Source organism: Rhodococcus sp. MT28 (assembly GCF_058792695.1).
Genome location: NZ_JBXAFD010000002.1, coordinates 721,509 through 745,364 on the forward strand (window position 1 = coordinate 721,509; position 23,856 = coordinate 745,364).

Genomic DNA, 23,856 nt, shown 5'->3' on the forward strand with positions numbered 1-23,856 from the left:
CGTGGTTCCCTCAGCCGTCGGAATCTTCGCTGTCTTCGGGATCGGACCAAGTGGGCGCAAACCTGTTGCGACGCTCCACTTCACCGTGCACGACGGTCACGAAGTCGGTGAACGAGAGCGTCTGAGCTTCGGTGGGGCGTCCGTTGCGCGGCGGCGGCTCGTCGACGTCGAAGAACCGAACTGCGCCATCGGGTTCGTAGAGTCCGATGTAGACCTTCTCGAAGAGGTCGTAGCGGGTGTCCTCGGCGCCGAGATCCACCCAGGCCTTTCCCGGAACGCCGACCACCGCGCGCTTGCCTCGGCCCGAGCGCTTCGAGAGCGTCGTGACGTGGTGTGCAAAAGAGGATTTGCCGGTGTCGCTGGTCTTGGTCGGGTCGCCGTCGTCGCACGTGGCGTACGGCTCGAACATGACGGCGACCAACACGCTGTACGGCTGACGCTGATGCAGAACCATTGCCTCGCCACGCAATTCGTGGTCGTTGCGGACGATGTTCTTGGTCCACCGTCCCAGCTTGCCGCTGCGGGGACTGTAGTCCTGGAAGTTGTACGTCTTGATGGAGACGCAGAGGATCAGGCCGAGAGTGGGGTCGAGTGCCTTGACGTCCAAGCGCTTTCGGCCCTTGGCGACATCGACTGTTGCCTCCTGGCCTTCACCGGACGCCGTCGGGGTGATGTTGGGATACAGCGGACGCAGAGCGTCGGCGACCGTCTGTGCCAGTTGATTGGACAGTCGCTGCGCGTAGTTCTTCTTCTCGCCGCGATCGGCGTCGGCCGGGGGCTTGTCGCCCGCGAGTTGCAGTGCACTCCACAGTGGTTCGTGTTCCGGCTCGGAAAACAGCGTTTCAGGTTCGGGAAACAGCGAGTCCGTCATGCTGCGGCCTCGGGATATCCGCCCATCCGCTCGAGATGGCTTTCGACGTCCTCGATGAAACCGGGGATGAACCGAAGATTGCCCATGCGCGCGCGCTTGAGGAAGCCGGCGGTGGCCCGAGCCGACAGCAACCGCGTGTCTTCGAGGAAGCCGCTCAGATCCTCGTAGTCGTACTGGACCGGCCAGGTCGAGGTATGGACGCGGAAGGCCTGGCGGTTACGGCCCCAGGCCGCACTCGGCCAGGCGTCGCCCGGTTCGAGTGGCGTCTCGCCCGCGGCGTCGTATTCGATGGGATCGCTCAACCGGCCACCGACCCACGACGCCATCCGCACGCTCACGGCATTGCCGACGAGCTTCCAGCGATGGCTGTGGCGTAGGCCGGGAACCTCGACGGACGGCAGCGTCCAGTCGGGATCGAAACCCTGCAGTCGCTCGGCATCGACTAGACCGGGAGTGACGATCTCACCTGACGGCAACCGGACTGCCGGCTGACTGGGGATGCCGACGGACGAGCCGCCCTTGAGCGTCGGCACGGCATTGACGGCCCATCCGAGACCGCGAGTGCCTTCGGTCCAGTAGAAGCCGCAGGGGTAGTCCGCGGGATCGCCACCCAGGCGCTCGCCGGCGTCCTGGCCGAACAGGATTTCGCGGGGATCATCTGTGCGCGAGGCAAGCATGATGACTCGCTGGCGACGCTGGGGGAGTCCGAAGGCGCGGGCGTCGACCACCCGGTACGCCCAGGTGTATCCGAGGTCTTCGAGGGCGTCGGTGATGTGCCGCATGGCGGCGCCCTTGCCGAGCTGGAGCATGAACGGAACGTTCTCGATCAACAGCCAGCGCGGGCCCTTCTTACGCTTGACCAGACGGAACACCTCGTCCACCAGGCCTGAGCGTGCGCCGGTGATGCCTGCCGTTTTGCCGGCCTGAGAGAGGTCCTGGCAGGGGAAACCGGCGGCCACCAATTCGATGTCACTGGGCAGCGCGCGAAGTTTGGTGACGTCACCGTGCAACGGCACGTCGGCGAAACGCGAACGGAGAACTGCCTGCGCGCCCGGATCGATTTCACACAGCAGTTCGGTGTTCCACCCATGTTCCGAGAGCCCCAACTCGAGACCACCGATACCGGCAAACAAACCCACCATGCTCCGCGACGACGTCACAGCACCCTTCCTCACGAACCGACCTAGAAGCACGGTACTCGAGAACTCCGACACCGTTTGCCAACTATTCGGTCCGCGGCGTGCTCCTTACGGAAGAACCGTTGTGAAACGCCTTACATCGAGATCTTCGGGGCCGATCGAAGTCCCTAAAAGGTCCCTGATCGAAGCAATAACCCGAACCAGCGGTGCTCCGCGCCCGTTCGTCCATTACCGTGGTCGGGTGAGCATCCAACCTTCCGGTGACGCGTCCTGGCCCGCGGTATTGACCTGGCAGGCCCACAACGCTCCTCGTATGGAGTCTGTTCGTGTGCAGCTGAACGGAAATCGCATCAAGGCTTCCGGCCGGATCATCGGTGGAGCCTGCAGTGAGCACCCGGCATTCAGCGCGTCGTACGACCTGGTCACCGACGAGGCCGGCATCACCCGCCGGTTGTCCGTGCGGACCGCCCTGGCCGCCGGTGAGCGTCAGATGTCGATCAGCCGGGACGAAGAAGGCACCTGGATGGTCGAGAACGGCGCCAGTCACCAGCGCTCTGCGTTCGATGGCGCACTCGATGTCGACGTGATCCTCAGCCCGTTCTTCAACACGCTGCCCATCCGCCGCGTCGGTCTGCAGAACGACATCGAAGACGCCGAGGTGCCGGTCGTCTACGTAAACCTTCTCGACCTGCGCGTCGAGGGTGCGACCATCACCTACAGCTCCGGCGCCGACGGAATCAGTGTGCTGTCCCCGGTGTCCAGCTCGACGTTGTCCGTCGATACCGAAGGCTTTGTCCTCGACTACCCGGGTCTGGCAACTCGTATCTAGGTTTCGTATCTCTAGGTTGCGTAGTTCTAGGTTGCGGATCGCCGGATGACGCCGCCGCGTCGACCGGCGTCTCGCATCCGGTTGATCCAGTCGGGTTCTCCGGCCTGAACGTCTTCGATGTCCCACCGCTCGTGCGACTCGTAGGCGCCGCGCGCCGCGAACCCTGCGTCCACCAATCGTGCCGTCGAGCCGTTGTCGAGCAGATCGGTACGTGCACCCTGCAAAAGGTCGAGCGCCTCGTCCAGCGCGACCAGCAGGGCGTCGCGGTTGCCCTCGCACATCGCCCGCACCAGGCCAGGAGCGCTCCCGGCTACGCGGGTGCCGTCGCGAAATGATCCGGCAGCCAGCCCGAGAGCCAGTTCGCCGCCGGCAGCTCCGGTGATCGCAAGCGTTTCCGCGAGCAGGTGAGGCAGATGCGAGATTCGCGCGACTGCTCGATCGTGCTCGAGGGATTCGGCCGGCACTACCACCGAGCCGCAGTCGAGTGCAAGGTCGGCGACCTGCGACCACACGTCTGCGTCGACGCCCTCGTCGGTGGCAACGACCCACACCGCGTCGACGAACAGATCGGCATCCCCGACCGCCCAACCCGAAGCTGACGTCCCCGCCATCGGATGACCGCCCACGAACTTGGCGCTCAAGCCCGCTCGTTCGACCGCAGCCTTCACTTCACCCTTGACGCTGACGACGTCGGTGATCGGATTGTCGGGCGCGTGCGCGGCGATGGCCGCCAAGGTGGCGTCGACGGCAGGCATCGGCACGGCGATCACAATGATCGCGCCGCTTTCGTTTGCTCTCTGCAGCACTGAAACCAGATCGGTGTCGGCGTCGAAACCGTCGGCTCGGGCCGCGTCGGCGGACTCGCTGGAACGGTTGTAACCCCACGCCCGGCGGCCGGATCGGACGGCGGCGCGAAGTAGCGAACCGCCGATCAATCCGAGGCCGAGAACGCAGACTGGTGGGGCGGAATCGATCGCAGACACGAGTTCAGGTTGGCACATCGATGCTCGGACTTCACTCACTGGCACCAGGCGGGCTACCGTTGCGCCATGGGTGCACAGCGCGCGGGTAACAAGAGCGCCTCTTCGAACCAGTCGGAGGAGCTTGAAGGCTTCGGTGTCGCGGTGGTCCGTGAAGAGGGGCGTTGGACGGTCAAGGCACTGACGCCCGACGCGTTGACCTCGCTCTCGGCCGCCGAAACGCAGCTGCGTGAGCTGCGAAGTTCGGGTGCCGTCTTCGGTCTTCTCGACGTCGACGACGAGTTCTTCATCGTGTTGCGTCCGGCGCCGTCGGGCACGCAGTTGCTGATTTCCGACGCGACCGCCGCCATCGACTACGACATCGCAGCCGACGTCCTCGACGCCTTGCACATCGAGATCCCCGACATCGACCCGGACGACCTCGACGATGTCGAACCCTGGGAAGAGGGCGATCTGTCCGTGCTGGCCGATCTGGGCCTGCCGGAACCCGTGCTCGCCGTCATCGCGGCCGAGACCGATCTCTATCCGGACGAGCAGTTGGGGATGATCGCGCAGCGACTCGGGTTCGCATCCGAGTTCGGCGCAGCGCTCGACAAGCTCCCGCGCTAGATGACTCTCGCTGACGACCAGCGCATGATCCGTGCGGCCATCGTGGCCGCACGTTCCGCCTCCGACGCCGACGTCCCGGTCGGGGCAGTGGTGTTCGACGCAGACGGCGTCGAAGTTGCTCGGGCCTCCAATGCCAGGGAAGCGTCGTCCGATCCGACCGCGCACGCCGAAATCCTCGCGTTGCGTGCTGCCGCAAAAACCTACGGTGACGGCTGGCGCCTGGAAGGTGCGACGCTTGCCGTGACCCTCGAGCCATGCACGATGTGTGCGGGCGCTCTGGTCCTCGCCCGGGTTTCTCGGGTCGTTTTCGGGGCGTGGGAGCCGAAAACCGGAGCCGTCGGATCATTATGGGACGTAGTTCGAGATAAAAGATTGACCTATCGGCCGCAGGTGCGCGGCGGGGTCCTCGAGGACGAATGCGCTGGGCTTTTGGAAGATTTCTTCCGCGAGCAGCGGGCCTGAATTCGGTATTCCCCATCGAGAGTGATCGCACACTCGGGTAGCCGGATCCATCAATCGAGGGCATGGTGGAGGCAGATGCCGTCAGGGCATCGGCGGATCGTCGGAAGGCGATTCGTTCGCGTTCACAGAGGAGTACTCATGGGAATCGCAGACAAGGCTCAGAACAAGGCCGAAGACCTCGGGGGCAAGGCCAAGGAAGCTGCTGGCAGCGCTACCGGTGACCGGGACCTCGAAAACGAAGGCAAGGGCGACCAGGTGAAATCGGCCGTCAAGGATGCAGGCGAGAAGGTCAAGGACGCCGCTTCCAGCATCAAGGACAAGCTCACGTAATACCGCTCCACCTGGCGATTTCAGCCACGGGCACTCCATCCGGTAAAGTCACCAGCGGTGGCGTGTCCGAGCGGCCTAAGGAGCACGCCTCGAAAGCGTGTGACGGGTAACCCCCGTCCGAGGGTTCAAATCCCTCCGCCACCGCCAAAGCTCCCCACCTGTTCACGCAGGTGGGGAGCTTTTTTGTGCTTGGTGGCGCCTATAGTCCCGTTGCTCGGACGACGTCGGGGAATCGGTAGGTTTCATCGAGGACTGATTTGTCGGGGACATAGCTGCGAATGATCAGTCGAAATTCGTCGTGCGGAGCGGGTAGCCAGTTGGCACGAGCATCCGGATCGGTCGGCTCGTCGTGAGACAGGTGCAAGGTGAGCTTCCCGTCACGAAAGACGAGATCGCCCGCGTCGAGATTGACGGTGCCGAGGTTGACGCGGTTACCGGGTGCGTCGGCGAGCATAAATGCGTCCTTGTCGTACATGGTCAGAGACCAGAAGCCGCCGCGACTGCGGTCGACGGGTGGGAGTGCGTCTTCTGTGAAGGTCATGGTGTACCGCTCGCGGCCGTGGAGCAACGCTCCGTCGTGGTCGGTACCCCGGATGAGGTAGACAGCCTCGTGAAAGTCGTTGACGTAAATGTAGATGACGGCCGCGAGCGCCCGTCCGAACCAGTCGGTGCCCCACAGGCCACTGTTGCGTTGCCGTTGCCATCCGTTGCCTGCGTCGACCCCGGTTTGGACGTAGCTCGCCGATTGATGGAGGGCGACGTCGGCGCGGAGCGCGGCGCGGTCGAGCAGCGCTCGGTACGACTTGTCCGAACGATGCAGTGCGACAAGCGTCTTGGCTTGATCAGCCATCGGGGTGTCTGCTGCGCCCATGGTCGGGTTGAAATCGAGCATTGCTGCAAGATCGGTCCAGAAAGATTCCGGCTTCACCCATTGAGGTCGACTGGCGTCGGGATCGGCCGCCAACATTTCGGCGGTGACGCCCTGAGGGTAGATCGAGTTCGCGGCGTGGGCCTCGTAGCCGAAGGACCGCGGGCCGGGTCGATCCTCGCTGAACGGGTACATGCCGATCTGGTCGAGCACCGACCGCGCCTGCTGCTTGGACGCCTCGGAACGTGCTGCGAAACTGCGAGGGAAGACACCAGCCACGTTCGTCGGTGATCGAAGCACATCGAGGAAGTCTTCCGGCAACTCGCCATCCCAATCAGGTCCGACCAGAAGGAACTTTCCGCCGGGAGTGCCTGTCGCCGAACCAAGTTGGTGAGTCACATTTGTCAGCACGTCGACGATCTGGATAGTCCAGTAATGGCCGTCGGGTACCTCGGTCGGGGTCTGTATCACTGCGGTTTCGTCGGTGAGATCGGCGAATCCTGCGCCGTAGATCGTGTCGTTGTTGGGTGAGACGACCCACCGCTGCGCCGGGCTCATGTAGTCGGTGAGGGCACCTGTGTAATTTTTGGCGGCGCCTGGCAGAAGGCCGAGTTGGAGTCCGGTCTTGCCATCCATGATCTCCCACATGTTTGTACGGCCGAAGGTGTCCACAGCTGGATAGCCCCAGTAATAGACGATCCGGGCGAGGGCTTCCACGTAACTCTCAGCGGCGAGCGTTGCTGGAACTCCGGCCGATCTCGCCAGTTGAGCGTGTGCCGGCGTGAAACCTTGTGCGATTGAGTCGGTCGGGGAGTCCATGAAGTCATGGTGCCGGTGACCGTCCGCTGCATCATCACCCTTGCGGGGTGAACCGGTGAGGAAATCGAAAACCGGTTCTGTGTGCGCAATTCGAACGTTCAGGAGCGGCGGGCGATCCACTCTGCAGCGGCGGCATCGATGTCCTGCTTCAGCTTCTCGAAGAACGAGGGTGGCGGGGTGGGGATCAAATCTGCTGCGGTAGTGAGGGATCGACTGAGGGCGATCCGACGCTCGCGTAACTCGTCGTCGGTCAGGAGCGTCAGGTCCGCCATCGCGAGCTCCCTCGATCGGTGTGATTCGTGTTTCGGGCAGACCGTGCGCATCGGGATCGATGCATGATTCGATGCGCACGGCCCAGGCATTCCAGGCTGGGGGCCGGAATGCACAGTCGACTTTACCAAATGATTACTAATGGCTGTAGATGTGGCTCGCCTTGGGTGGTCGTGGAGCACTTTCACAGGGTTCTCCCAGGTCGTAAGTCCTGACAACTGTTGAAGCTGCAACTATCGTCGAGCCCATGAAAAAGATCTGGTGGATCGGCGGAGCAGTAGTTGTGGTCGTACTCGCCCTGCTCGTGGGGCCGTGGGCGTACGGGAAGTTCATCGCTGAAGACGATGCACCGGCGGCCGTGGTGTCCACTGAGGGCGCGGAGGCGGCGTCCGGATCGATCGACGGGCAATGGACCGTCGTCGCCGGGCAGGGGGACAACCAGACGGCAGCTGGGTACACCGTGCACGAGATTCTCAACGGATCGAGTGTGACCGTCGTCGGAACCACCGGCGAGGTGAGCGGAAACGCGGTTGTCGAGGGTGAAAAGCTCACTTCCGGCGAAGTAACGGTGCAGGTGGCAAGCATCAAGACCGACTCGGATCGGCGGGACGGCCAGTTCACGGGCAATGTGATGGATACCAGCACGTATCCGACGGCGACGTTCACGATCGACTCGCCGGTGGACTTGTCTGCTGTACCGACGGACGGAACAACGGCGACGGTCACGGTGTCAGGAACGCTGACGCTCAAGGGTCAGTCCAAGCCGGTGTCGGTCGACATGACCGTGCTGCATTCGGGTGATTCGCTGATCGCATCGGGCTCGATTCCGGTCACCTGGACCGATTTCGGAGTCGAGCCTCCGTCCCTCGGTTTCGTCACCGTCGACGGCAGCGGCTCGGTGGACTTCCTGGTCTCACTCGCCGCGAGCTGAATTACGTCCACCCGATTCGCACTGCTTCGGGGCGGGCAGGGAAGATTAAGGACATGACCTTCCTTTCTTCTTGTCCGCTCCGAAGGCAGTGTGCGATCTCTGCCCGGACGGAATGAACAGGTGATGCCCCGGTGGAGACCGTTCCGGACGGGCGAAGACCCCGATCCACGGTTCACGCTCGCCAATGAGCGGACATATCTGGCTTGGATCCGCACTGCAACGGCCTTCGTCGCGTCGGGCGTCGGACTCGAAGCGTTCGGCGGCGACATTCTCAATCCGACGGTTCGATCCGGCTTGGCCGCGTTGTTGCTCGTCGGCGGTGCTCTGATCGCCATCACTTCCTTTGTCCACTGGATCAGCGCCGAGCGTGCACTGCGAACTGAGCGCTCGTTGCCGGTGCCGCTCATGGCGCCGGTCGTCGGCATCGTGCTGGTGATCTGCGCAACCGTCCTGGTGGTCGAGGTCGTGAACTGATTGACCGCGCTGGAACCGTCGGAAGGTGTCAAGCCTCCGGACAAGGGCTTGCAGTCCGAGCGCACATCGCTCTCGTTCGTGCGTACGAGTCTGTCGATCCTCGGCTTGTCTGCCGCCTGTCTGAGATGGTTGCCGCCGTTCGGGTCGGTGGCCCTGATCGGCCCGTCCGTCGCTGCCGTGCTCGTCGTCGCGGTGACGGTCTACGAACGTCGGTCGCGGCCCAGGCGGTTGGCCCAGTTTTCGGCCGAAAAGGCAACGCCCGCTTTGGTTATGGGAGCAACTCTCGCGGTCGCTCTGCTCCTGCTCAGTGCGACGGGGCTTTGGATTCTGCTGAAGTGACCTCGGCTTTCGGCGCCCAGCCGGGCGGGCCGAACACGTAGCCGGCTCGCTGCCGCCACGATGTCGACGCCTTCCAATCACGAGCAATGGCAGCATATTCGCGCGTTTGGAGCTTCCAGATGTTGTACGTTCCGACCGGCGTCGTGAGTCCGTAGGTGGGCCGGTGGGTTTCGGCTGCGAAGGTTCCGAACATCCGGTCCCAGATGATGAGGATTCCGGCGTAGTTGCGGTCGAGGTACTCGGCGTCGGAGCCGTGGTGGACGCGATGGTGTGACGGCGTGTTGAAGATGAATTCGATGGGCCGCCAGAGTTTTCCGACACGTTCGGTGTGGACGAAGAACTGGTAGACGAGGCTGACGGAGAAGCCGACGAACACCATCCACGGCGGGATCCCGAGGAACGGCAACGGCAACCACATGATGATCTCACCGCTGTTGTTCCACTTCTGCCGCAGTGCGGTGCTGAAATTGAAGTACTCGCTCGAATGGTGAGCCTGGTGTGTGGCCCAGATGACTCGAACTCGGTGTGCGATGCGGTGATACGCGTAATAGAGGACGTCGATTCCGAGCAGCAGGATCACCCAGGTGTACCAGGCAGTCGGCGAGAGGTGCCACGGAGCGAGATACACCCAGATTGCGGAATAGCCGATCAGCGCCAGCACTTTCCAGAAGGTGCTCGTTGCGATCGACACGAGTCCGAGTAGAACGCTGGTTCTGGCGTCGGCGCTTCGGTAGCCGCCCTGTGCCGGCCGTGCGCGTTCGTCGGCGTCGTCGGGATGATCTTCGAGCGCACGGGCCGCGAACCATTCGAGTGCGAGGAAGATGACAAACGCGGGGATTGCGAGCGTAACGGGATCATGGAGCGGTTCGAGCAGTGACTTCCATGATTCGAGAAGGGTTTCCCACACGTGATTTGTCCTGTTCTTTAGCTCCGATCGTTACATCATGCATCAAAATGTAACGTCATGGAACCCTTTGCGGCGAAGAACTCGCAGGTTTGTTGCGACTATTCATAGAACGATGGTAGGAATTGCCGGTGCATATCACCGCGAAGGTGGACTACGCCGTGCGGACTCTGGTCGAGCTCGCGGCAGTCGGTCCTGACCCGGCCAAGGCCGAGTTTCTCGCCAAATCCCAGGTAATACCCCACAAGTTCCTGGAAGCGGTGCTCTCGGACCTGCGGCGGGGCGGCTTGGTCAACAGCCGTCGAGGCCCGGACGGGGGATACTGGCTCGCTCGGTCCGCGGACGAGATCACGATTGCCGACGTCATACGAGCTGTCGAAGGACCGCTGGCTTCGATTCGGGGTCAGCGACCGGAAGACGTCGACTACGGGGGACCGGCAACGCCCCTCAAGGAGGTGTGGATTGCAGTGCGAGTCAACCTCCGTGCTGTGCTCGAAAATGTCACACTCACCGATGTTGCAGGTGGAGAGTTGCCCGAGTTCATTCACGAACTGACGGCAGATCCCGAGGCGTGGAATCGGCGCTGATACAGCCCGGTTTCAGTGTGCTCGTCGACGCGGAACTGCCATAGGAGCAGTGTTCGCGGTGTTGCCTCCCGCGGATTTTGCGTCGTACATCAGATGATCGGCTGCAACGATTGCTCGGGAGAACTCGTTGTAGTCGAACTCTTCCTGATGTGGGATGAAAGGTAGCGTCGCTGCGCCGACGCTGACCGTGGCCAGGGGGTCGTCGGAGGCGTTCACCACGGCTTTGGGGAGCGTCGCGATTCGTTTGCGAAGTCCGTACGGAGTACCGATCATCACAACGGTGAACTCCTCGCCGCCGGTGCGCGCGGCGTAACCGAAACCGTTCACATGCGCCTGCAGGCGCGTTCCGGTCCGGATGATGACGGCGTCACCGACTTCGTGGCCGAACGTGTCGTTCACCGCCTTGAACTTGTCGATGTCGACGACGGCAACAGCAATGTCGGCACGATTTGCCGACGCGACCGACCAGATGCGCTCCGACATGTCCCACAGTCCTCGTCGGTTCAACAGGCCGGTAAGCGCATCCACTTTGGATCCCGTTGCGCGCGCGAGTAATTGCCGCCAAGTGAACTGAATTGTGGCCGGAATGAAGATCACGGCACACAGGACGACGTCCGTGCGTGCGATCACGCTGGTTGTCGAGTAGTCGCCGTTCGTCAGGCCGAGCACCGTCAGGGCGATGACAAATGTCGTGGCAAAGGCGAGATGGAAGGCCAACCAGCGGTAATCGAGAAAATAGGTGAAGTAGGCGCCGGTGGCGACAAAGAGTGCCGCGCCGAAGAGGGCGGCGTTATGGCTGGTGAAGGTGATGAGAACCGAGGCAGTTCCGAGATCCGCCCACAGTCCGTAGAGCTTGAGCATGCGTGAACCTCTGATTCGGCCGACAAACCAGAGAATCGTAGGGATCAGGTTGACGGCCGCAATGCCGACGAGCCAACTGCGCGCAAACGGTCCGTCCGGGCCCTCTCCGCTGAGGAGAAACAGGAACGCCACGATCGAGAAATTGAGTGAGCAGAACCCGATGGTGAGACGGACGAGACGTAGTACGGAGCCTCGTCCGGACTTCGATCCCCACAGCATCACCGTGGACGAAACCGGCCAGGTGTGCAGGAGCGGGTCCATCAGATTCCTTCGCCGAGCAAATTACGGTTAATTCACCGCAAAGTATGTCAGGCCATGTTGATTCACGCGTCAACTTGGCAGGCGGCGTCAGGCTGCGGAGTTGCTCGCAACTCTCTCCGTCGCGCTGTTCAGGCATTTGCCGTGCGTGAGTGTGAGGTACGCCTCGAGTTTCCGTGCCGTGTGTTCGATCGCACAATATTGCAGACCTCTGCAAAGTTGCAGAGCTCTGCAAGTTCGGTACCGTGTTGGGGTGATCATCGAACAAGGCCTTCGTGACCGCAAGAAGGCAGCAACCCGTGCCGCACTCAGCGGCGCGGCAGCACGGCTCGCTCGTGCGCTGGGGATCGAATGCGTCACCGCTGACGCAATCGCCTCCGAGGCCGGAGTGTCGACGAGGACGTTCCACAACTACTTCTCCAGCAAGGAGGAGGCAGTGCTCGCCAGTTTCGAGGAATCGGTGAACCTGTGGATCGAGGCGCTTGCGTCGCGGCCCGCGGACGAACCTATTCTCGACGTCCTCGAAGAACTTGTGGTCGAAATCGTGAACGACTCAGGTCCGAGTGGGAGTGAGAAGGCAAGTATCTGGCTGCTGTCGGATTCGAGTCCCGCGCTCTACCGGGATGCCGCAGACATGCATCAGCGGATCAACCGTGCAGTAGTTCAGGCATTGGCGGAACGCACCGGTACCGACGCCGAGAAGGACCTGTACCCGACGCTCCTCCTGGGAGCGGTGGGCGGAGCCGCTAAATCGGTGATCGACGTCTGGACTGGCGGAAAGTCGGAGGCTTCCAGTCCGGAAGAGTTGGTTCACGACGCTTTTAGGCAGATTCGTGCCGGGTTGCCCGCGCCGCCGCCTGCCCCTGAGATGTCGCGTCCCTGAGATGTCTCGTCTCTGAGCCCCACACGTAATACCTGTCCACGTACACGCACCGAAACAGCAAGGAGCCCGTCGTGGCCACCTATCTTTATCGGATCGGCAAGTTCGCCTACCGGCGAAAAGGCGCGGTCCTCAGCGTTTGGCTGATAATCCTGGTCCTGATGGGCGTCGGGGCAGCGACTCTGTCCGGCCCCACCAAGGATTCGTTCTCCATTCCGGGAACCCCGGCGCAGCAGGCGCAAGACCTGATGGCGGAGCGTTTTCCCGACGCGCCCAATCCTATGGATTCGCTGAGCGCGCGATACGTAGTGCAAGCTCCGGCAGGCACGACGCTGGCCGATCCGGCGAACGTCAAGGCCATGGACGACATGCTCGCGAGTATTCGTGGCATCGACAAGGTCGCCGACTCTGCCAAGGTGGACCCGGCGACTGCCACTCCGGAACAGGCCGCGAAGGCGTTGGTCAATCCGGTTACCGGCAACGACTCCATGGTTGCGATGTTCAAGGAAAAGGCTGCTGCGGCTGGATCTTCCGAGACACAGGCCGTGGACGACGCGCGTGCGTTGTCGCCGCTCAGTGCCGACGGCACAGTCGGGTACGTCGAGGTTCCGTTCAGCGGTGACTTCGCCGATCTCGATCAGGCGTTGCGTGATTCGATCAACTCCGCAGCCGATGTCGGTCGGGCCGAGGGACTCAACGTCCAGGTCAGTGGTTCTGCTGCTCAGGAAGCGGAGATGCCCGGTGGTGTCACCGAGCTGATCGGTATCGCCGTTGCCGCAGTCGTTCTGGCCATCACGTTCGGTTCGCTTGTGGCCGCGGGGCTTCCGCTCCTCACCGCGATCATCGGTATCGCTATCGGCAGCCTCGGAATCACGGTTGCCACCGGATTCATGGATCTCAGTTCGATGACTCCGACGTTGGCGATCATGATCGGTCTGGCCGTGGCGATCGACTACTCGCTGTTCATCATGTCCAGGTTCAGGCATGAGCTCACCCTTACCGACAACCGTGCCGAAGCAGCAGGTCGCGCCGTCGGAACCGCCGGTTCCGCAGTGGTATTCGCTGGTTTGACGGTCATCATCGCGCTGGTTGCATTGCGCGTCGTCGGCATCCCGTTCCTCTCCGATATGGGTGCGGCAGCGGCCTTTACCGTGCTGATCGCGGTTCTGATCGCCTTGACCTTGCTGCCTGCGATCCTGGGTATGTTCGGACGCAAGGCTTTTGCCGGCAAGATTCCCTTCCTCAGCAAGCGCGCTGAGGAGTCCGAAGACGAAGATTCGGGCAAGCCGAAGTTGGCTCTGCGCTTCATCAGTGCCGTCGTCCGTCGTCCGCTCGTGCCGCTGATCGGTGGAGTAGTGCTTCTGGGCGCATTGGCTCTGCCCGCAACGGGATTGAGCCTGGCACTGCCGTCGGAGGCCACCGGTGACCCGGCGACCAGTGCGCGTCAGGCATACGACCTGATCGACGAGGGCTTCGGTGACGGTCGCAACGGACCGCTTATCGCCGTTGTCGACGCGAAGGGGGCCAGCGTTCCCGCCGGGGAGGCCTTTGCGGAGGTCGTCTCGACCATCTCGGGCTTCGATGACGTCCAGAACGCTCAGGTCGTCGGGGTCAACGAGGCCGGCGACACCGCGCAGGTACTGATCACTCCGAAGAGTGGTCCGACCGACCCCGCCACGATGGATCTGGTGTCCAGCCTTCGTGGAGCCGAAGGCGGACTCAACGATTCGATCGGCGTCAGCTACGGCATCACCGGTCAGACCGCACTCGAAGGCGACGTCTCGGACACGCTGAAGGATGCATTGGTGCCCTACCTGGCCGTCGTCGTCGGCCTTGCATTCATCTTGTTGCTCTTGGTGTTCCGTTCGATCCTGGTTCCGCTGACGGCGACGCTCGGCTTCCTGCTCAGCGTGCTCGCGACATTCGGTGCGACGGTGGCGATCTTCCAGCACGGTTGGTTGGGCATCATCTCGAACCCGCAACCACTCGTGAGTTTCATGCCGATCTTCCTGATCGGTGTGGTGTTCGGACTCGCGATGGACTACCAGGTGTTCCTCGTGACGCGTATGCGTGAGGAGTACGTCCACGGCGCGAGCGCGAAGGAGGCCGTGACCATCGGCTTCAACCATGGCGCCCGGGTCGTCAGTGCGGCCGCGGTCATCATGATCTCCGTGTTCGGTGCCTTCATCGCGGAACCGAACTCGTTCATCAAGTCGATCGGCTTCGCGCTTGCCGCGGCGGTGTTCTTCGACGCCTTCATCGTGCGCATGGTGATCATCCCGTCCGTCATGGCACTGCTCGGCGACAAGGCGTGGTGGCTGCCGAAGTGGCTGGACAAGATTCTGCCGAACGTCGACATCGAGGGTGAGAAGCTCAGCAAGGCCCTCCGTGAAGAAAAGGAAGCGGAGCTTCAGTCCGCATCTGCTTGATCTCTGCTGTGCGCCTTTATTAACCCCCCGCGGTTAATAAAGGCGCACAGCAGTTTTTGTGTATCGAAATATCCAGCGGCACATGTCGGCCAGGATTGGTAACCTTCGCTCACTATGCTGATCAGGCTGCTGCGCACTTATCTGACGCCGTACCGGGGTGAACTCACGGGCGTTGTCGTCCTGCAGTTTATTTCGACTATGGCGGCCCTTTACCTTCCGAGTCTCAACGCCGACATCATCGACAACGGCGTGACGAAAGGCGACACCGGCTACATCCTCTCCACCGGCGGGATGATGCTGATGGTCACGCTCACGCAGATCCTGTGCTCGGTGGGTGCCGTCTTCTTCGGTGCGCGAGTCGCCATGGGCGTCGGACGCGATCTCCGGGCTTCGGTGCTGCATCAGGTCGGGACGTTTTCGGCCCGAGAGGTCGGGCACTTCGGTGCGCCTTCGCTGATCACCCGCAACACCAACGACGTCCAGCAAGTGCAGATGATGGTCGTGATGAGTTGCACCATCCTCGTCATGGCGCCGATCATGTGCGTCGGCGGCATCATCATGGCTCTGCGTCAGGACCTGAATCTGTCCTGGATCCTGGGGATCAGCGTCCCGCTTCTCGTAGTCTCGATGGGTTTCCTGATTGCCCGGATGGTCCCCGGATTCAGGGTCATGCAGGGCCGCCTCGACGCCGTCAACCGTGTTCTTCGCGAACAGATCACGGGCATCCGTGTCGTCCGAGCGTTTGTACGGGAACCGTACGAGGTAGAGCGTTTCGGCGATGCCAACCGTGAGCTGACGGAGACTGCACTCGGCGTCGGCCGCCTCATGGCACTGATGTTCCCGCTCGTGATGCTGATCAGCAATGTCACCAGCGTCGCGGTCATCTGGTTCGGTGGCCATCAGATCAACGAGGGCTCGATGCAGATCGGCTCGCTCACCGCGATGCTCAGCTACATCATGCAGATCCTGATGGCCGTCATGATGGCCACTTTCATGGCGGTGATGCTGCCGCGTGCGTCGGTGTGCGCCGAACGTATCTCCGAAGTACTCGACACGGATTCGTCGGTGATCCCGCCCGAGAATCCTGTCCGAGAACTGAAGGACCCGGGAGTCGTCGAACTTCGTGGAGCTCAGTTCCAGTTCCCCGGAGCCGAGGAGCCAGTGTTGCGCGACATCACCTTCCGCGCCGAACCAGGCAAGACGACGGCGATCATCGGCGGCACCGGATCGGGAAAGACCACTCTGCTCAACCTGATTCCGCGGTTGATCGACTCCACCTCCGGATCGGTATCGGTGGGCGGCGTCGACGTCCGCGACATCGACACGGAGCTGCTCTGTTCGGTGATCGGTCTGGTCCCGCAGAAGCCGTATCTGTTCTCCGGCACTGTCGCCACCAATCTCCGCTACGGAAACCCCGAAGCTACCGACGAATGGCTGTGGGAGTGCCTCGAGATCGCCCAAGCTGCCGACTTCGTCCGCGCCATGCCCGAAGGCCTGGACACACCGGTGGCACAAGGCGGTACGACGGTATCGGGCGGTCAGCGTCAGCGACTCGCCATCGCGAGAGCGTTGGTGCGTAAGCCGCAGATCTATCTGTTCGACGATTCCTTCTCGGCACTCGACCTCACTACTGATGCGAGGCTGCGTGCGGCGCTCCGGCCGGTCACGCAAGACGCCTGCATCGTCGTTGTCGCGCAGCGCATTTCCACCATCGTGGAAGCCGATCAGATCATCGTGCTCGACGACGGCGCCATCGTGGGGATCGGCACGCACGACGAACTCGTGGTCAGTTGTCCCACCTACGGCGAAATTGTCGCCTCTCAGCTAGCCGTACAGGACGCATCATGAGCAATCGGCCGACTTCCTCGCCTCCCATCGGCCCGCCCGGCGGCGGTGATCCCACAAAGAAGGCCATGAACTTCGGCCCTTCGCTCAAACGTCTCCTTGGACGCTTGAGCCCCGAAAAGCCGATCGTCGTCCTGATCTTCGCTTTGGTGACGGCAAGCGTCGTACTTTCCTCGATCGCTCCGAAGATCCTGGGAAACGCCACCAACCTGATCTTCGACGGCATCGTCAGCAAGCAACTCCAGCCGGGGACGACAAAGGAACAGGCTGTCGAAGGATTGCGCGCTTCGGGGCAGGGTCAGCTCGCCGACATGGTGTCCGGCATGGCAGTTGTGCCTGGTACCGGAATCGATTTCGACGCAGTCGGCAAGGTCTTGATGATCGTGCTGCTGCTGTTCGTCTGCGCGTCGCTGTTCAGTTGGCTGCAGGCGTATCTGCTCAACATCGTGGTCCAGCGAACCGTTCGTCGTCTGCGTGAGGACGTCGAGCAGAAGATTCACCGACTTCCCTTGCGGTACTTCGATACCCATGCACGCGGTGATGTTCTCTCACGCGTGACCAATGACATCGACAACGTCGCGCAGAGCTTGCAGCAGACGCTCAGCCAGTTGGTCATGTCGGTGATGACCGTCCTGGGCATTCTGGTGATGATGCTGTGGATCTCACCGCTGCTCGCCTTGATCGCGGTGGCAACTGTTCCGCTGTCGATCATGGTGACGGCGTTTATCGCGAAGCGTTCACAGAAGCACTTCGTGGCGCAGTGGAAGAGCACCGGCGGAATCAACGCGCAGGTCGAGGAAGCATTCAGCGGCCACGAGTTGGTCAAGGTGTTCGGTCGCCAGCAGGAGGTCGAGGAGCGCTTCCGCAAGCAGAACGAGGATCTGTACGAGTCGAGTTTCAAGGCGCAGTTCATCTCCGGTCTGGTCATGCCGGCCGTGATGTTCCTCGGCAACCTCAACTACGTCGCCATCGCAGTGGTGGGTGGCATGCGCGTCGCATCCGGAACGATGACGCTCGGCGATGTGCAAGCGTTCATCCAGTACTCGCGGCAGTTCACCCAGCCGCTCACGCAGATAGCGTCGATGACCAATCTGCTGCAGTCCGGCGTCGCTTCGGCCGAGCGGGTCTTCGCGCTGCTCGACCAAGACGAGCAGTCGGAGGACCCGAAGAGCGCGAAGTCGCCCACGGTCGACAAGGGTCGCGTCAAGTTCGAGAACGTCACCTTCAGTTACAAGCCGGAACAGCCGCTGATCGAGGACCTGTCCCTGACTGCCGAGCCGGGCCAGATGGTTGCGATCGTCGGACCCACCGGCGCAGGCAAGACCACCCTCGTCAACCTCATCCTGCGGTTCTACGAACTCAATTCGGGCCGAATCACTTTGGACGGCATCGACATCGCCGACATGACGCGAGACGATCTGCGCTCACGGATCGGCATGGTTCTGCAGGACGCATGGCTGTTCGGTGGAACCATCCGCGAGAACATCGCCTACGGCAAGCCTGGTGCCACCGACGAGGAGATTCGTCGTGCGGCCGAGATGAGCTACGTCGACAAGTTCGTGCACTCTCTGCCTGAGGGTTACGACACGGTCATCGACGAGGAAGGCAGCAACGTCAGTGCGGGCGAGAAGCAGCTCATCACTATCGCCCGCGCCTTCATCTCGCAGCCGTCCATCCTGATCCTCGACGAGGCGACCAGTTCGGTGGACACACGCACCGAACTGCTGGTCCAGAGCGCCACCGCGGTTCTGCGCAACGACCGCACCAGCTTTGTCATCGCGCACCGTCTTTCGACAATTCGTGATGCGAACCTGATCGTGGTGATGGAGGAAGGCCGGATCGTGGAGCAGGGGAGCCATGAGGCTCTGCTCGAATCCCGCGGCGCGTATTTCCGTCTGTACAACAGCCAATTCGTGGGCGCGGAGATCTGATGCCTCAGTAGACTGGAGCAGACTTGGTCCGCTGGGTGGACCACATTCTGTGTACTGGAGGCGCTCGGCGATGCATTCGTTGCTGGGGAAAGCGCGCCTGATACTCGATTCCTTCGATGCGGATTCGGGTGCGCTGTCGCTGACCGAACTTGCGAATCGGAGTGGTGTTGCGAAGGCGACGGTGCATCGAATAGCCGGTGAACTGGTGTCTCTTGGTCTACTGGAACGGGTCGGAACCAAGTACAGGTTGGGGTTACGGCTCTTCGAACTGGGGCAGTTGGTTCCTCGTCAACGTATTCTGCGCGAGGTGTCCTTGACGTATGTGCAGGATCTTCACGCGGCGACCCGGGAGACGGTTCACCTCGCGATTCGCGACGGCCTCGATGTTCTGTACATCGACAAGATCTCCGGTCATCACGGGGTGGACCTGCCGTCGCGGGTGGCTGGCCGGCTGCCGATGTATGCCACGGCAACCGGCAAAGCGATACTCGCGTACTCACCGGATTCCGTTTTTCGAGCGGTGACAGGCAACGGATTTGTCGAGTTCACCGATCGGACGGTGAACTCGGAAGACGGGTTACGTAGGCAACTCGACGCTGTTCGTTCGCAGCAGTTGGCGGTCGAGACCGAGGAGGTTCGCCTGGGAACATCGAGTATCGCTGCCCCGATCTTCGGTGGACTTGGTGAAGCAGTTGCCGCGATCGGTGTGTCGAGTCCGCGGTATCGAATGGACACCGAGCGTTTTGCCGAACCGTTGCGCGCGGCGGCCGAAGGGATCAGCCGGAAGGTATCGGTTCTCGAACGCTCGGCATAACCGTTTTATCGACGCACGCAGAGCAGCGCGATCACGCCGAGAACCGAAGCCCCGGTCATGGAGATGGCCACGGCAAGACTGGTGTTGCCGAGAAGGCCGACGATGGGCGCAACCACAGCGGCAGCGCCGAACTGCGCAAATCCGATCAGCGCGGCTGCTGAGCCTGCGGCTTCTCCGTGACGGGACAGTGCAACCGCCGGTGCGTTGGGCATGACAAAACCCGTTGCGCAGAGCATCAGCAGGATGGGGACGGCAAACCCGACGAATCCCCACGAGTTGGTGGCGGCAACAACAACAAATGCAGCGCCGACGGCACTACTGCCCCACATTGCCCAGATCGTGATGGAATTCGGCGACCACCGGCCGAGAAGCACGACGTTGAGCTGGGACGAACCGATCAGAACGACGGCGCCGCCGGCAAAGGCAAATCCGTATGCGGTGGGGCTCAGTCCGAACTGTTCCTGCATCACGTAGGACGACGCGGCGATGTACGACCACAAAACGCCGCGGCCGAGACCGCACACGAGCACCAACACCATGAAGTGGGCATCCTTGCCGAGCGCAATGTAGTTTCGCGCGATGGCGCCGATGCCCTTGCCCGACCGATTCTCGGGTGGAAGTGTTTCCGGCAGCGATACTGCCGCGAGTGCGATCATCGCGATGCCCAGGATGAAGAGAGCGAGAAAGACTCCGCGCCACTGTGTTACGGACATCAGTGCCCCGCCGATGGAGGGGGCCAGGATGGGCGCTACGCCCATGACCAACATCAGCCGCGAAAGTACAACTGCCGCATCGTGTCCGGTGAATAGATCACGAACGATTGCCATCGCGATCACGCCTGTCGCGGCGGCGCCGAAACCTTGAAGGGTTCGCAGCGCAGTGAGGACTTCGATGGACGGAGCAAAGAAGCAGGCCAACGACGCGCCGACGTGAATTACTGTGCCCACGAGCAGGGGACGTCGACGTCCGTAGATGTCGGACAGTGGGCCGATGAGCAACTGGCCGAAAGCCAGACCCAGCAGTGTGCCCGTCAGGGTCAGCTGAACCATCGTGTCCGACGTGCCGAATTCCTGCGTGATCTGTGGCAGCGCAGGAAGATACATGTCGACGGTGAACGGCCCGAGGGCGGTGAGAATTCCGAGAAGCAGTACCAATCGGATCCGTGCACCGCCCGTCGGGGCGATCACCGTTCGTTCAGTTGTGCTGTTGGTCAAGGAAACCCGAAACTACACTGTAGTAGTCGTATGGTCGTTCTTCCTGAAGATGATGCGACGCCTTGTCCATGATGTAGAGATGGCCATGGGGAATCATCCGCGCAAGCATGAGCGGGTAGTCCGGGGTGAGGAATGCGTCGTGCATGCCCCAGGCGAAGAGCGTCGGCGCCTGGATCTGGCCGAGTTCAGCTGTGAGATCCTGCCAATCGCCACGAGGTGAGTCCGCCGAGGCAGCCAGGGCCATTTCTTCGGGGTCGAGACTTTGCTCGTATCGCATCTGGAGGGTTTCGGCGGGCAACTTCGATCCGTCGAACCATTCGAGACTGGTGATCAAGGTGCGGAGTTTTTCGAGGGTGGGGCCGGTGCCGCCGTAGTAGACGTCGCGGGCGTTGCGGCCACGACGGCCATCCTCGGGGAGCGGCGCGAGTGGACCGTAGAAGACGGGCATGCTGCCCGTGATCACCAGGGAGCGAACGCGTTCCGGGTACTTTGCCGCAAGATTGAGCGCTATGGTGCCGCCCCACGAGTTGCAGACGAAGTCTGCGCGTTCGATTCCGAGTTCGTCGAGCAGGGCAACCACCTTGGCGGCGTGGAAGTCCCACATTGGGCCGGCGATGGTGCACTTGTCGGACCGACCGTATTGCAGCAGATCAACGAGAATCGCTCGTCGATCCGAGGCGAAGAGCGGTGCCACTGGCCCGAAGTCGGACCACGCAGTGCAGCCGGGGCCGCCTCCGTGCAGGAAAATCGTGGGGTCGCCCTCGCCGAGGTCGTAGTAATGGAATGTGACGCCATCTGCTTTGGCGTACAAGCTCTTCGGTTGATCAGCCATGGCTATACCTGACCTCGAGGTGAGCGGTATGGGAAGTATCGCGGTCCGGCAGGCGAACCCGGTTCGTGGCTGTGAGACTTCCGAATGCCTAGCGTGCTGGCATGAGAACAGAACTCGAGCACGCGCGTGATCGCGCGGAGGCGATGATCGGTACGCGGGAAACGCGAGAGTTGGGAACGGTGCGTCCGGCGGAGTCGGTTGCGTTTGCGGTTGCCACCGCCGAGACGGACCCCCGGTTTCTCGACCCGGAGCACCCGGCATTTGCCGTCCATCCGATGTATCTGCCTTCGCTTTTGCGAGGACCGCAAGGTGGCTCCGATCGAGAGTACCGAGCAGACGGCATGTTCCGTGACGAAGTGCCGGGCACAGACGGTATCGACGTGCGCTTGATGGCCGGCGGGCAGAGTGTGACTTTCTTGCGACCGGCCCCGCTGGGTGAGGCTGTCGTCGTAGGGCGAGTACTCGATACCGTGACGACCAAGGGCCGGGCTCCGGACGAGTTTCTGCTGCTCTCGGTCACCAAGACTTACCGGGGTGCGCAGTCCGGCGCATTCGCCGAGGTCGTCGAGAAGTTCATCGTCCGATGACCGAAACAGTAGTCGTGGGCACGCCGATCGAATCGGTGACCTTGGTCTGCGATCCGGTTCGGATCCTTCGATTCGGGGCGTCGACGCACAATTCGCACCGTATTCACTACGACGCCTCATATGCGCAGACGGAGGGGTTGTCCGCACCGGTGGTCATGGCCCAGTTGCAGGGCACGCTGTTCTTTCGTGCCGCGTCACACTTTGCCGGTGGATACGAAGGAGTTGTGTCCGTCTCCTGGCAGAATCGTGCGCCCGCGCCCGTCGGAACCACACTCGAGGTGTCGGGTGAAGTGTCCCAAATCGACAGTGACCAACTAACTTTGGCATTGCGGGAGCATTCGGACAATGGCGTGCTGTGTGCCGTCGGAACCGCTGTGGTGGTCCGGGTCTGCTGAGCGAACCGAATCCATTGGCGTAGACCGCAATCTCACCCAAGATCTGTTTCATTCAAACGTTCAGTGTCGAGAGGACTTCACATGACTGGTGTCGAGGCGTCGGAAGCCACGTTCGCGCTGCCCGAGCGGCCACGAGCGGCCGGTCGGCAGGATTGGACGGCATGGCCGGGTTACAACGCAGCCGGCAGCGGATACCGCGGTTACTGGTACCCGGTCACGTGGTCGAACCACATCACCAAAGACCCCAAGAGCTTCACCATCTGTGGTGAAAAGCTGGCGATCATCCGCGACGCAGGCAAGGCATATGCCCTGCACGATCGGTGCCCGCACCGCGGCGTTCCGTTGTCCGAGGGCGATCAGCAGTTCCCGGGAACTGTCAGCTGCCCGTACCACGGCTGGACGTACCGGCTCACTGACGGCAAGCTGGCCGCGGTCATCACCGACGGTCCGGATTCCAAGATCTGCGGCAAGCTGAACGTCCAGACCTATGCGATCGAGGAGCGACTCGGTCTGGTGTGGGTGTACATCCCGATCGCCAACGAGCCGGCGCCGTCCATCGACGACCAGTTGCCGCGTGAGCTGGTGGAGAACAAGGGTATCGTCGGTGGTCGGATTCAGCCCCGAGAAGGCAACTGGCGCTTCGCATGTGAGAACGGTTTCGACGAGGGACATGCGAAGTACCTGCACCGCACCGCATTGTGGCGTCTGTTCAAGCCGATGCCGACGTGGAACATCACGAGCATCGTTCCGGAGGGACGCTGGATCTACCGCGTGCAGGAAGAGGTGTACTGGGAGGCGGAATTCCCGGGCGTGGGAACCTGGACGAACAAGCGGTGGTGGAAGAAGAAGCCGGACGAGACCCAGATTTCGCAGATCGGAAACGTCGGCGCCGGTCTGGACGTCAATCCTGTGATCGCAGCTCAGAACTTCCCCGGTTTTGCTTCACTGTCCATGCCGGGTGTCCTGCGCATCGCGTACCCCAAGTTCATTCACTACGAGTTCTACGTCCCGGTGGACGAAGACAACCACAAGTACGTCGGCCTCATGGTCAACTTCGTCTCCGGCGCAGCAAAATTGGGCTTCTACGCCAAGTACCTCGGCGCGATCCGCTGGCTGTTCCACGGTCAGTTCTCGGGTCAGGATGCGTGGATGGTCGAGGTCACCGACGCACCGCCGGAGAAGCTGTACCGACCGGACGTGTCGCTGACGACGTGGCGAAATCTGGCAGAGGAAGAGTACGCCGAGAAGATCGCCGACGCGGCCAAGCACACCCCCAAGGCGCCGGTCAGGCCCACCCGAGAGCGCCGGACGCCAACGCCCCGCTCGGCCCCTGTCGCCGACGCTCAGATTCCCACCGGCACCAGCGAATAGGAGAGATACATGTTCAAGATTCTGACG

Annotated in this window: 25 protein-coding genes and 1 tRNA gene; 17 read left to right on the forward strand and 9 right to left on the reverse strand. The window is 62.1% G+C overall.

Features of this window, described 5'->3' with window-relative positions; translation table 11 throughout:
- Positions 1–10: 10 nt before the first annotated feature.
- Both AC1Q6C_RS11660 and AC1Q6C_RS11665 read right to left on the reverse strand, forming a co-directional pair.
- Positions 11–871 (reverse strand): hypothetical protein, encoded by an 861-nt coding sequence (locus AC1Q6C_RS11660; protein WP_003943911.1) that lies wholly within the window; start codon positions 869–871, stop codon positions 11–13.
- Positions 868–2,013 carry a DNA cytosine methyltransferase gene (locus AC1Q6C_RS11665; RefSeq protein WP_030535749.1) on the reverse strand — a complete coding sequence of 382 codons (1,146 nt, stop codon included), beginning with the start codon at positions 2,011–2,013 and terminating at the stop codon, positions 868–870. The genes AC1Q6C_RS11660 and AC1Q6C_RS11665 overlap by 4 nt, the downstream gene beginning before the upstream one ends.
- A 238-nt stretch (positions 2,014–2,251) precedes the next feature.
- Here AC1Q6C_RS11665 and AC1Q6C_RS11670 point away from each other — a divergent pair, with 238 nt between their 5' ends.
- Positions 2,252–2,839, forward strand: a complete 588-nt coding sequence (locus AC1Q6C_RS11670; protein ID WP_073512852.1) for a putative glycolipid-binding domain-containing protein — start codon at positions 2,252–2,254, stop codon at positions 2,837–2,839.
- 26 nt (positions 2,840–2,865) lie between these two features.
- On the opposite strand, the gene AC1Q6C_RS11675 is transcribed toward AC1Q6C_RS11670, so the two are convergent.
- Positions 2,866–3,840, reverse strand: a complete 975-nt coding sequence (locus tag AC1Q6C_RS11675) for a prephenate dehydrogenase (RefSeq protein WP_165638770.1) — start codon at positions 3,838–3,840, stop codon at positions 2,866–2,868.
- A gap of 48 nt (positions 3,841–3,888) precedes the next feature.
- On the opposite strand from AC1Q6C_RS11675, the gene AC1Q6C_RS11680 reads away from it, so the two are divergent.
- The 4 genes from AC1Q6C_RS11680 to AC1Q6C_RS11695 all read left to right on the forward strand — a co-directional run bounded on the left by AC1Q6C_RS11680 (position 3,889) and on the right by AC1Q6C_RS11695 (position 5,367).
- Positions 3,889–4,428, forward strand: coding sequence for a tRNA adenosine deaminase-associated protein (locus tag AC1Q6C_RS11680; protein WP_003943823.1), 540 nt, complete (start codon positions 3,889–3,891; stop codon positions 4,426–4,428).
- Positions 4,429–4,890 carry a nucleoside deaminase gene (locus tag AC1Q6C_RS11685; protein ID WP_003943976.1) on the forward strand — a complete coding sequence of 154 codons (462 nt, stop codon included), beginning with the start codon at positions 4,429–4,431 and terminating at the stop codon, positions 4,888–4,890.
- A 138-nt stretch (positions 4,891–5,028) separates the two neighbouring features.
- The gene (locus tag AC1Q6C_RS11690; protein ID WP_003943869.1) at positions 5,029–5,220 is read left to right on the forward strand and encodes a CsbD family protein; all 192 of its coding nucleotides are present in this window, start codon (positions 5,029–5,031) and stop codon (positions 5,218–5,220) included.
- A 56-nt stretch (positions 5,221–5,276) separates the two neighbouring features.
- Positions 5,277–5,367, forward strand: a tRNA-Ser gene (locus AC1Q6C_RS11695).
- 52 nt (positions 5,368–5,419) lie between these two features.
- Here the strand turns inward: AC1Q6C_RS11695 and AC1Q6C_RS11700 are convergent.
- On the reverse strand, positions 5,420–6,907 hold the full coding sequence (locus AC1Q6C_RS11700) for a DUF1254 domain-containing protein (protein ID WP_242430844.1): 1,488 nt from the start codon (positions 6,905–6,907) through the stop codon (positions 5,420–5,422).
- Positions 6,908–7,005: 98 nt separating this feature from the next.
- On the reverse strand, positions 7,006–7,179 hold the full coding sequence (locus AC1Q6C_RS11705; protein ID WP_003943953.1) for a hypothetical protein: 174 nt from the start codon (positions 7,177–7,179) through the stop codon (positions 7,006–7,008).
- Between the two features lie 245 nt (positions 7,180–7,424).
- On the opposite strand from AC1Q6C_RS11705, the gene AC1Q6C_RS11710 reads away from it, so the two are divergent.
- The 3 genes from AC1Q6C_RS11710 (at position 7,425) to AC1Q6C_RS11720 (ending at position 8,921) form a co-directional block, all read left to right on the forward strand.
- Entirely contained in the window at positions 7,425–8,108 is a 684-nt protein-coding gene (locus AC1Q6C_RS11710) for a YceI family protein (protein WP_003943876.1), read from the forward strand.
- Between the two features lie 123 nt (positions 8,109–8,231).
- Entirely contained in the window at positions 8,232–8,582 is a 351-nt protein-coding gene (locus tag AC1Q6C_RS11715) for a YidH family protein (RefSeq protein WP_003943804.1), read from the forward strand.
- Positions 8,583–8,921: a DUF202 domain-containing protein gene (locus AC1Q6C_RS11720; protein WP_042921127.1), complete on the forward strand. Its 339-nt coding sequence runs from the start codon at positions 8,583–8,585 to the stop codon at positions 8,919–8,921.
- On the opposite strand, the gene AC1Q6C_RS11725 is transcribed toward AC1Q6C_RS11720, so the two are convergent.
- Complete coding sequence (locus tag AC1Q6C_RS11725; RefSeq protein WP_492666627.1) at positions 8,887–9,828, reverse strand: sterol desaturase family protein; 942 nt, start codon at positions 9,826–9,828, stop codon at positions 8,887–8,889. The two genes, AC1Q6C_RS11720 and AC1Q6C_RS11725, sit on opposite strands and share 35 nt — an antisense overlap.
- A gap of 128 nt (positions 9,829–9,956) precedes the next feature.
- On the opposite strand from AC1Q6C_RS11725, the gene AC1Q6C_RS11730 reads away from it, so the two are divergent.
- The gene (locus AC1Q6C_RS11730) at positions 9,957–10,412 is read left to right on the forward strand and encodes an RrF2 family transcriptional regulator (RefSeq protein WP_003943908.1); all 456 of its coding nucleotides are present in this window, start codon (positions 9,957–9,959) and stop codon (positions 10,410–10,412) included.
- Positions 10,413–10,424: 12 nt separating this feature from the next.
- Here AC1Q6C_RS11730 and AC1Q6C_RS11735 read toward each other — a convergent pair whose 3' ends face one another.
- On the reverse strand, positions 10,425–11,534 hold the full coding sequence (locus tag AC1Q6C_RS11735; RefSeq protein WP_020968182.1) for a GGDEF domain-containing protein: 1,110 nt from the start codon (positions 11,532–11,534) through the stop codon (positions 10,425–10,427).
- A 250-nt stretch (positions 11,535–11,784) separates the two neighbouring features.
- Between AC1Q6C_RS11735 and AC1Q6C_RS11740 the strand changes: the two genes are divergently transcribed.
- From AC1Q6C_RS11740 to AC1Q6C_RS11760, 5 genes are all read left to right on the forward strand, one after another.
- Positions 11,785–12,414, forward strand: coding sequence for a TetR/AcrR family transcriptional regulator (locus tag AC1Q6C_RS11740; protein ID WP_007731646.1), 630 nt, complete (start codon positions 11,785–11,787; stop codon positions 12,412–12,414).
- 71 nt (positions 12,415–12,485) lie between these two features.
- The gene (locus AC1Q6C_RS11745) at positions 12,486–14,840 is read left to right on the forward strand and encodes an MMPL family transporter (protein WP_212633837.1); all 2,355 of its coding nucleotides are present in this window, start codon (positions 12,486–12,488) and stop codon (positions 14,838–14,840) included.
- A 114-nt stretch (positions 14,841–14,954) separates the two neighbouring features.
- Positions 14,955–16,688: an ABC transporter ATP-binding protein gene (locus AC1Q6C_RS11750; protein WP_003943950.1), complete on the forward strand. Its 1,734-nt coding sequence runs from the start codon at positions 14,955–14,957 to the stop codon at positions 16,686–16,688.
- Positions 16,685–18,616, forward strand: coding sequence for an ABC transporter ATP-binding protein (locus AC1Q6C_RS11755; RefSeq protein ID WP_328512027.1), 1,932 nt, complete (start codon positions 16,685–16,687; stop codon positions 18,614–18,616). Before AC1Q6C_RS11750 ends, AC1Q6C_RS11755 begins: the two co-directional genes overlap by 4 nt.
- 70 nt (positions 18,617–18,686) lie before the next feature.
- On the forward strand, positions 18,687–19,430 hold the full coding sequence (locus tag AC1Q6C_RS11760; protein ID WP_007731643.1) for an IclR family transcriptional regulator: 744 nt from the start codon (positions 18,687–18,689) through the stop codon (positions 19,428–19,430).
- Between the two features lie 5 nt (positions 19,431–19,435).
- Here AC1Q6C_RS11760 and AC1Q6C_RS11765 read toward each other — a convergent pair whose 3' ends face one another.
- Positions 19,436–20,617 (reverse strand): multidrug effflux MFS transporter, encoded by a 1,182-nt coding sequence (locus AC1Q6C_RS11765; RefSeq protein WP_054780783.1) that lies wholly within the window; start codon positions 20,615–20,617, stop codon positions 19,436–19,438.
- A gap of 7 nt (positions 20,618–20,624) precedes the next feature.
- The gene (locus AC1Q6C_RS11770; protein ID WP_007731641.1) at positions 20,625–21,476 is read right to left on the reverse strand and encodes an alpha/beta fold hydrolase; all 852 of its coding nucleotides are present in this window, start codon (positions 21,474–21,476) and stop codon (positions 20,625–20,627) included.
- Between the two features lie 101 nt (positions 21,477–21,577).
- Here AC1Q6C_RS11770 and AC1Q6C_RS11775 point away from each other — a divergent pair, with 101 nt between their 5' ends.
- From AC1Q6C_RS11775 to AC1Q6C_RS11785, 3 genes are all read left to right on the forward strand, one after another.
- A complete protein-coding gene (locus tag AC1Q6C_RS11775; protein WP_007731639.1) occupies positions 21,578–22,063 on the forward strand; it encodes an FAS1-like dehydratase domain-containing protein in 486 nt (161 codons plus the stop codon).
- Positions 22,060–22,458, forward strand: a complete 399-nt coding sequence (locus AC1Q6C_RS11780; protein ID WP_021332874.1) for a hotdog family protein — start codon at positions 22,060–22,062, stop codon at positions 22,456–22,458. Before AC1Q6C_RS11775 ends, AC1Q6C_RS11780 begins: the two co-directional genes overlap by 4 nt.
- A gap of 81 nt (positions 22,459–22,539) precedes the next feature.
- Complete coding sequence (locus AC1Q6C_RS11785) at positions 22,540–23,829, forward strand: aromatic ring-hydroxylating oxygenase subunit alpha (RefSeq protein ID WP_007731634.1); 1,290 nt, start codon at positions 22,540–22,542, stop codon at positions 23,827–23,829.
- Positions 23,830–23,856 lie beyond the last annotated feature (27 nt).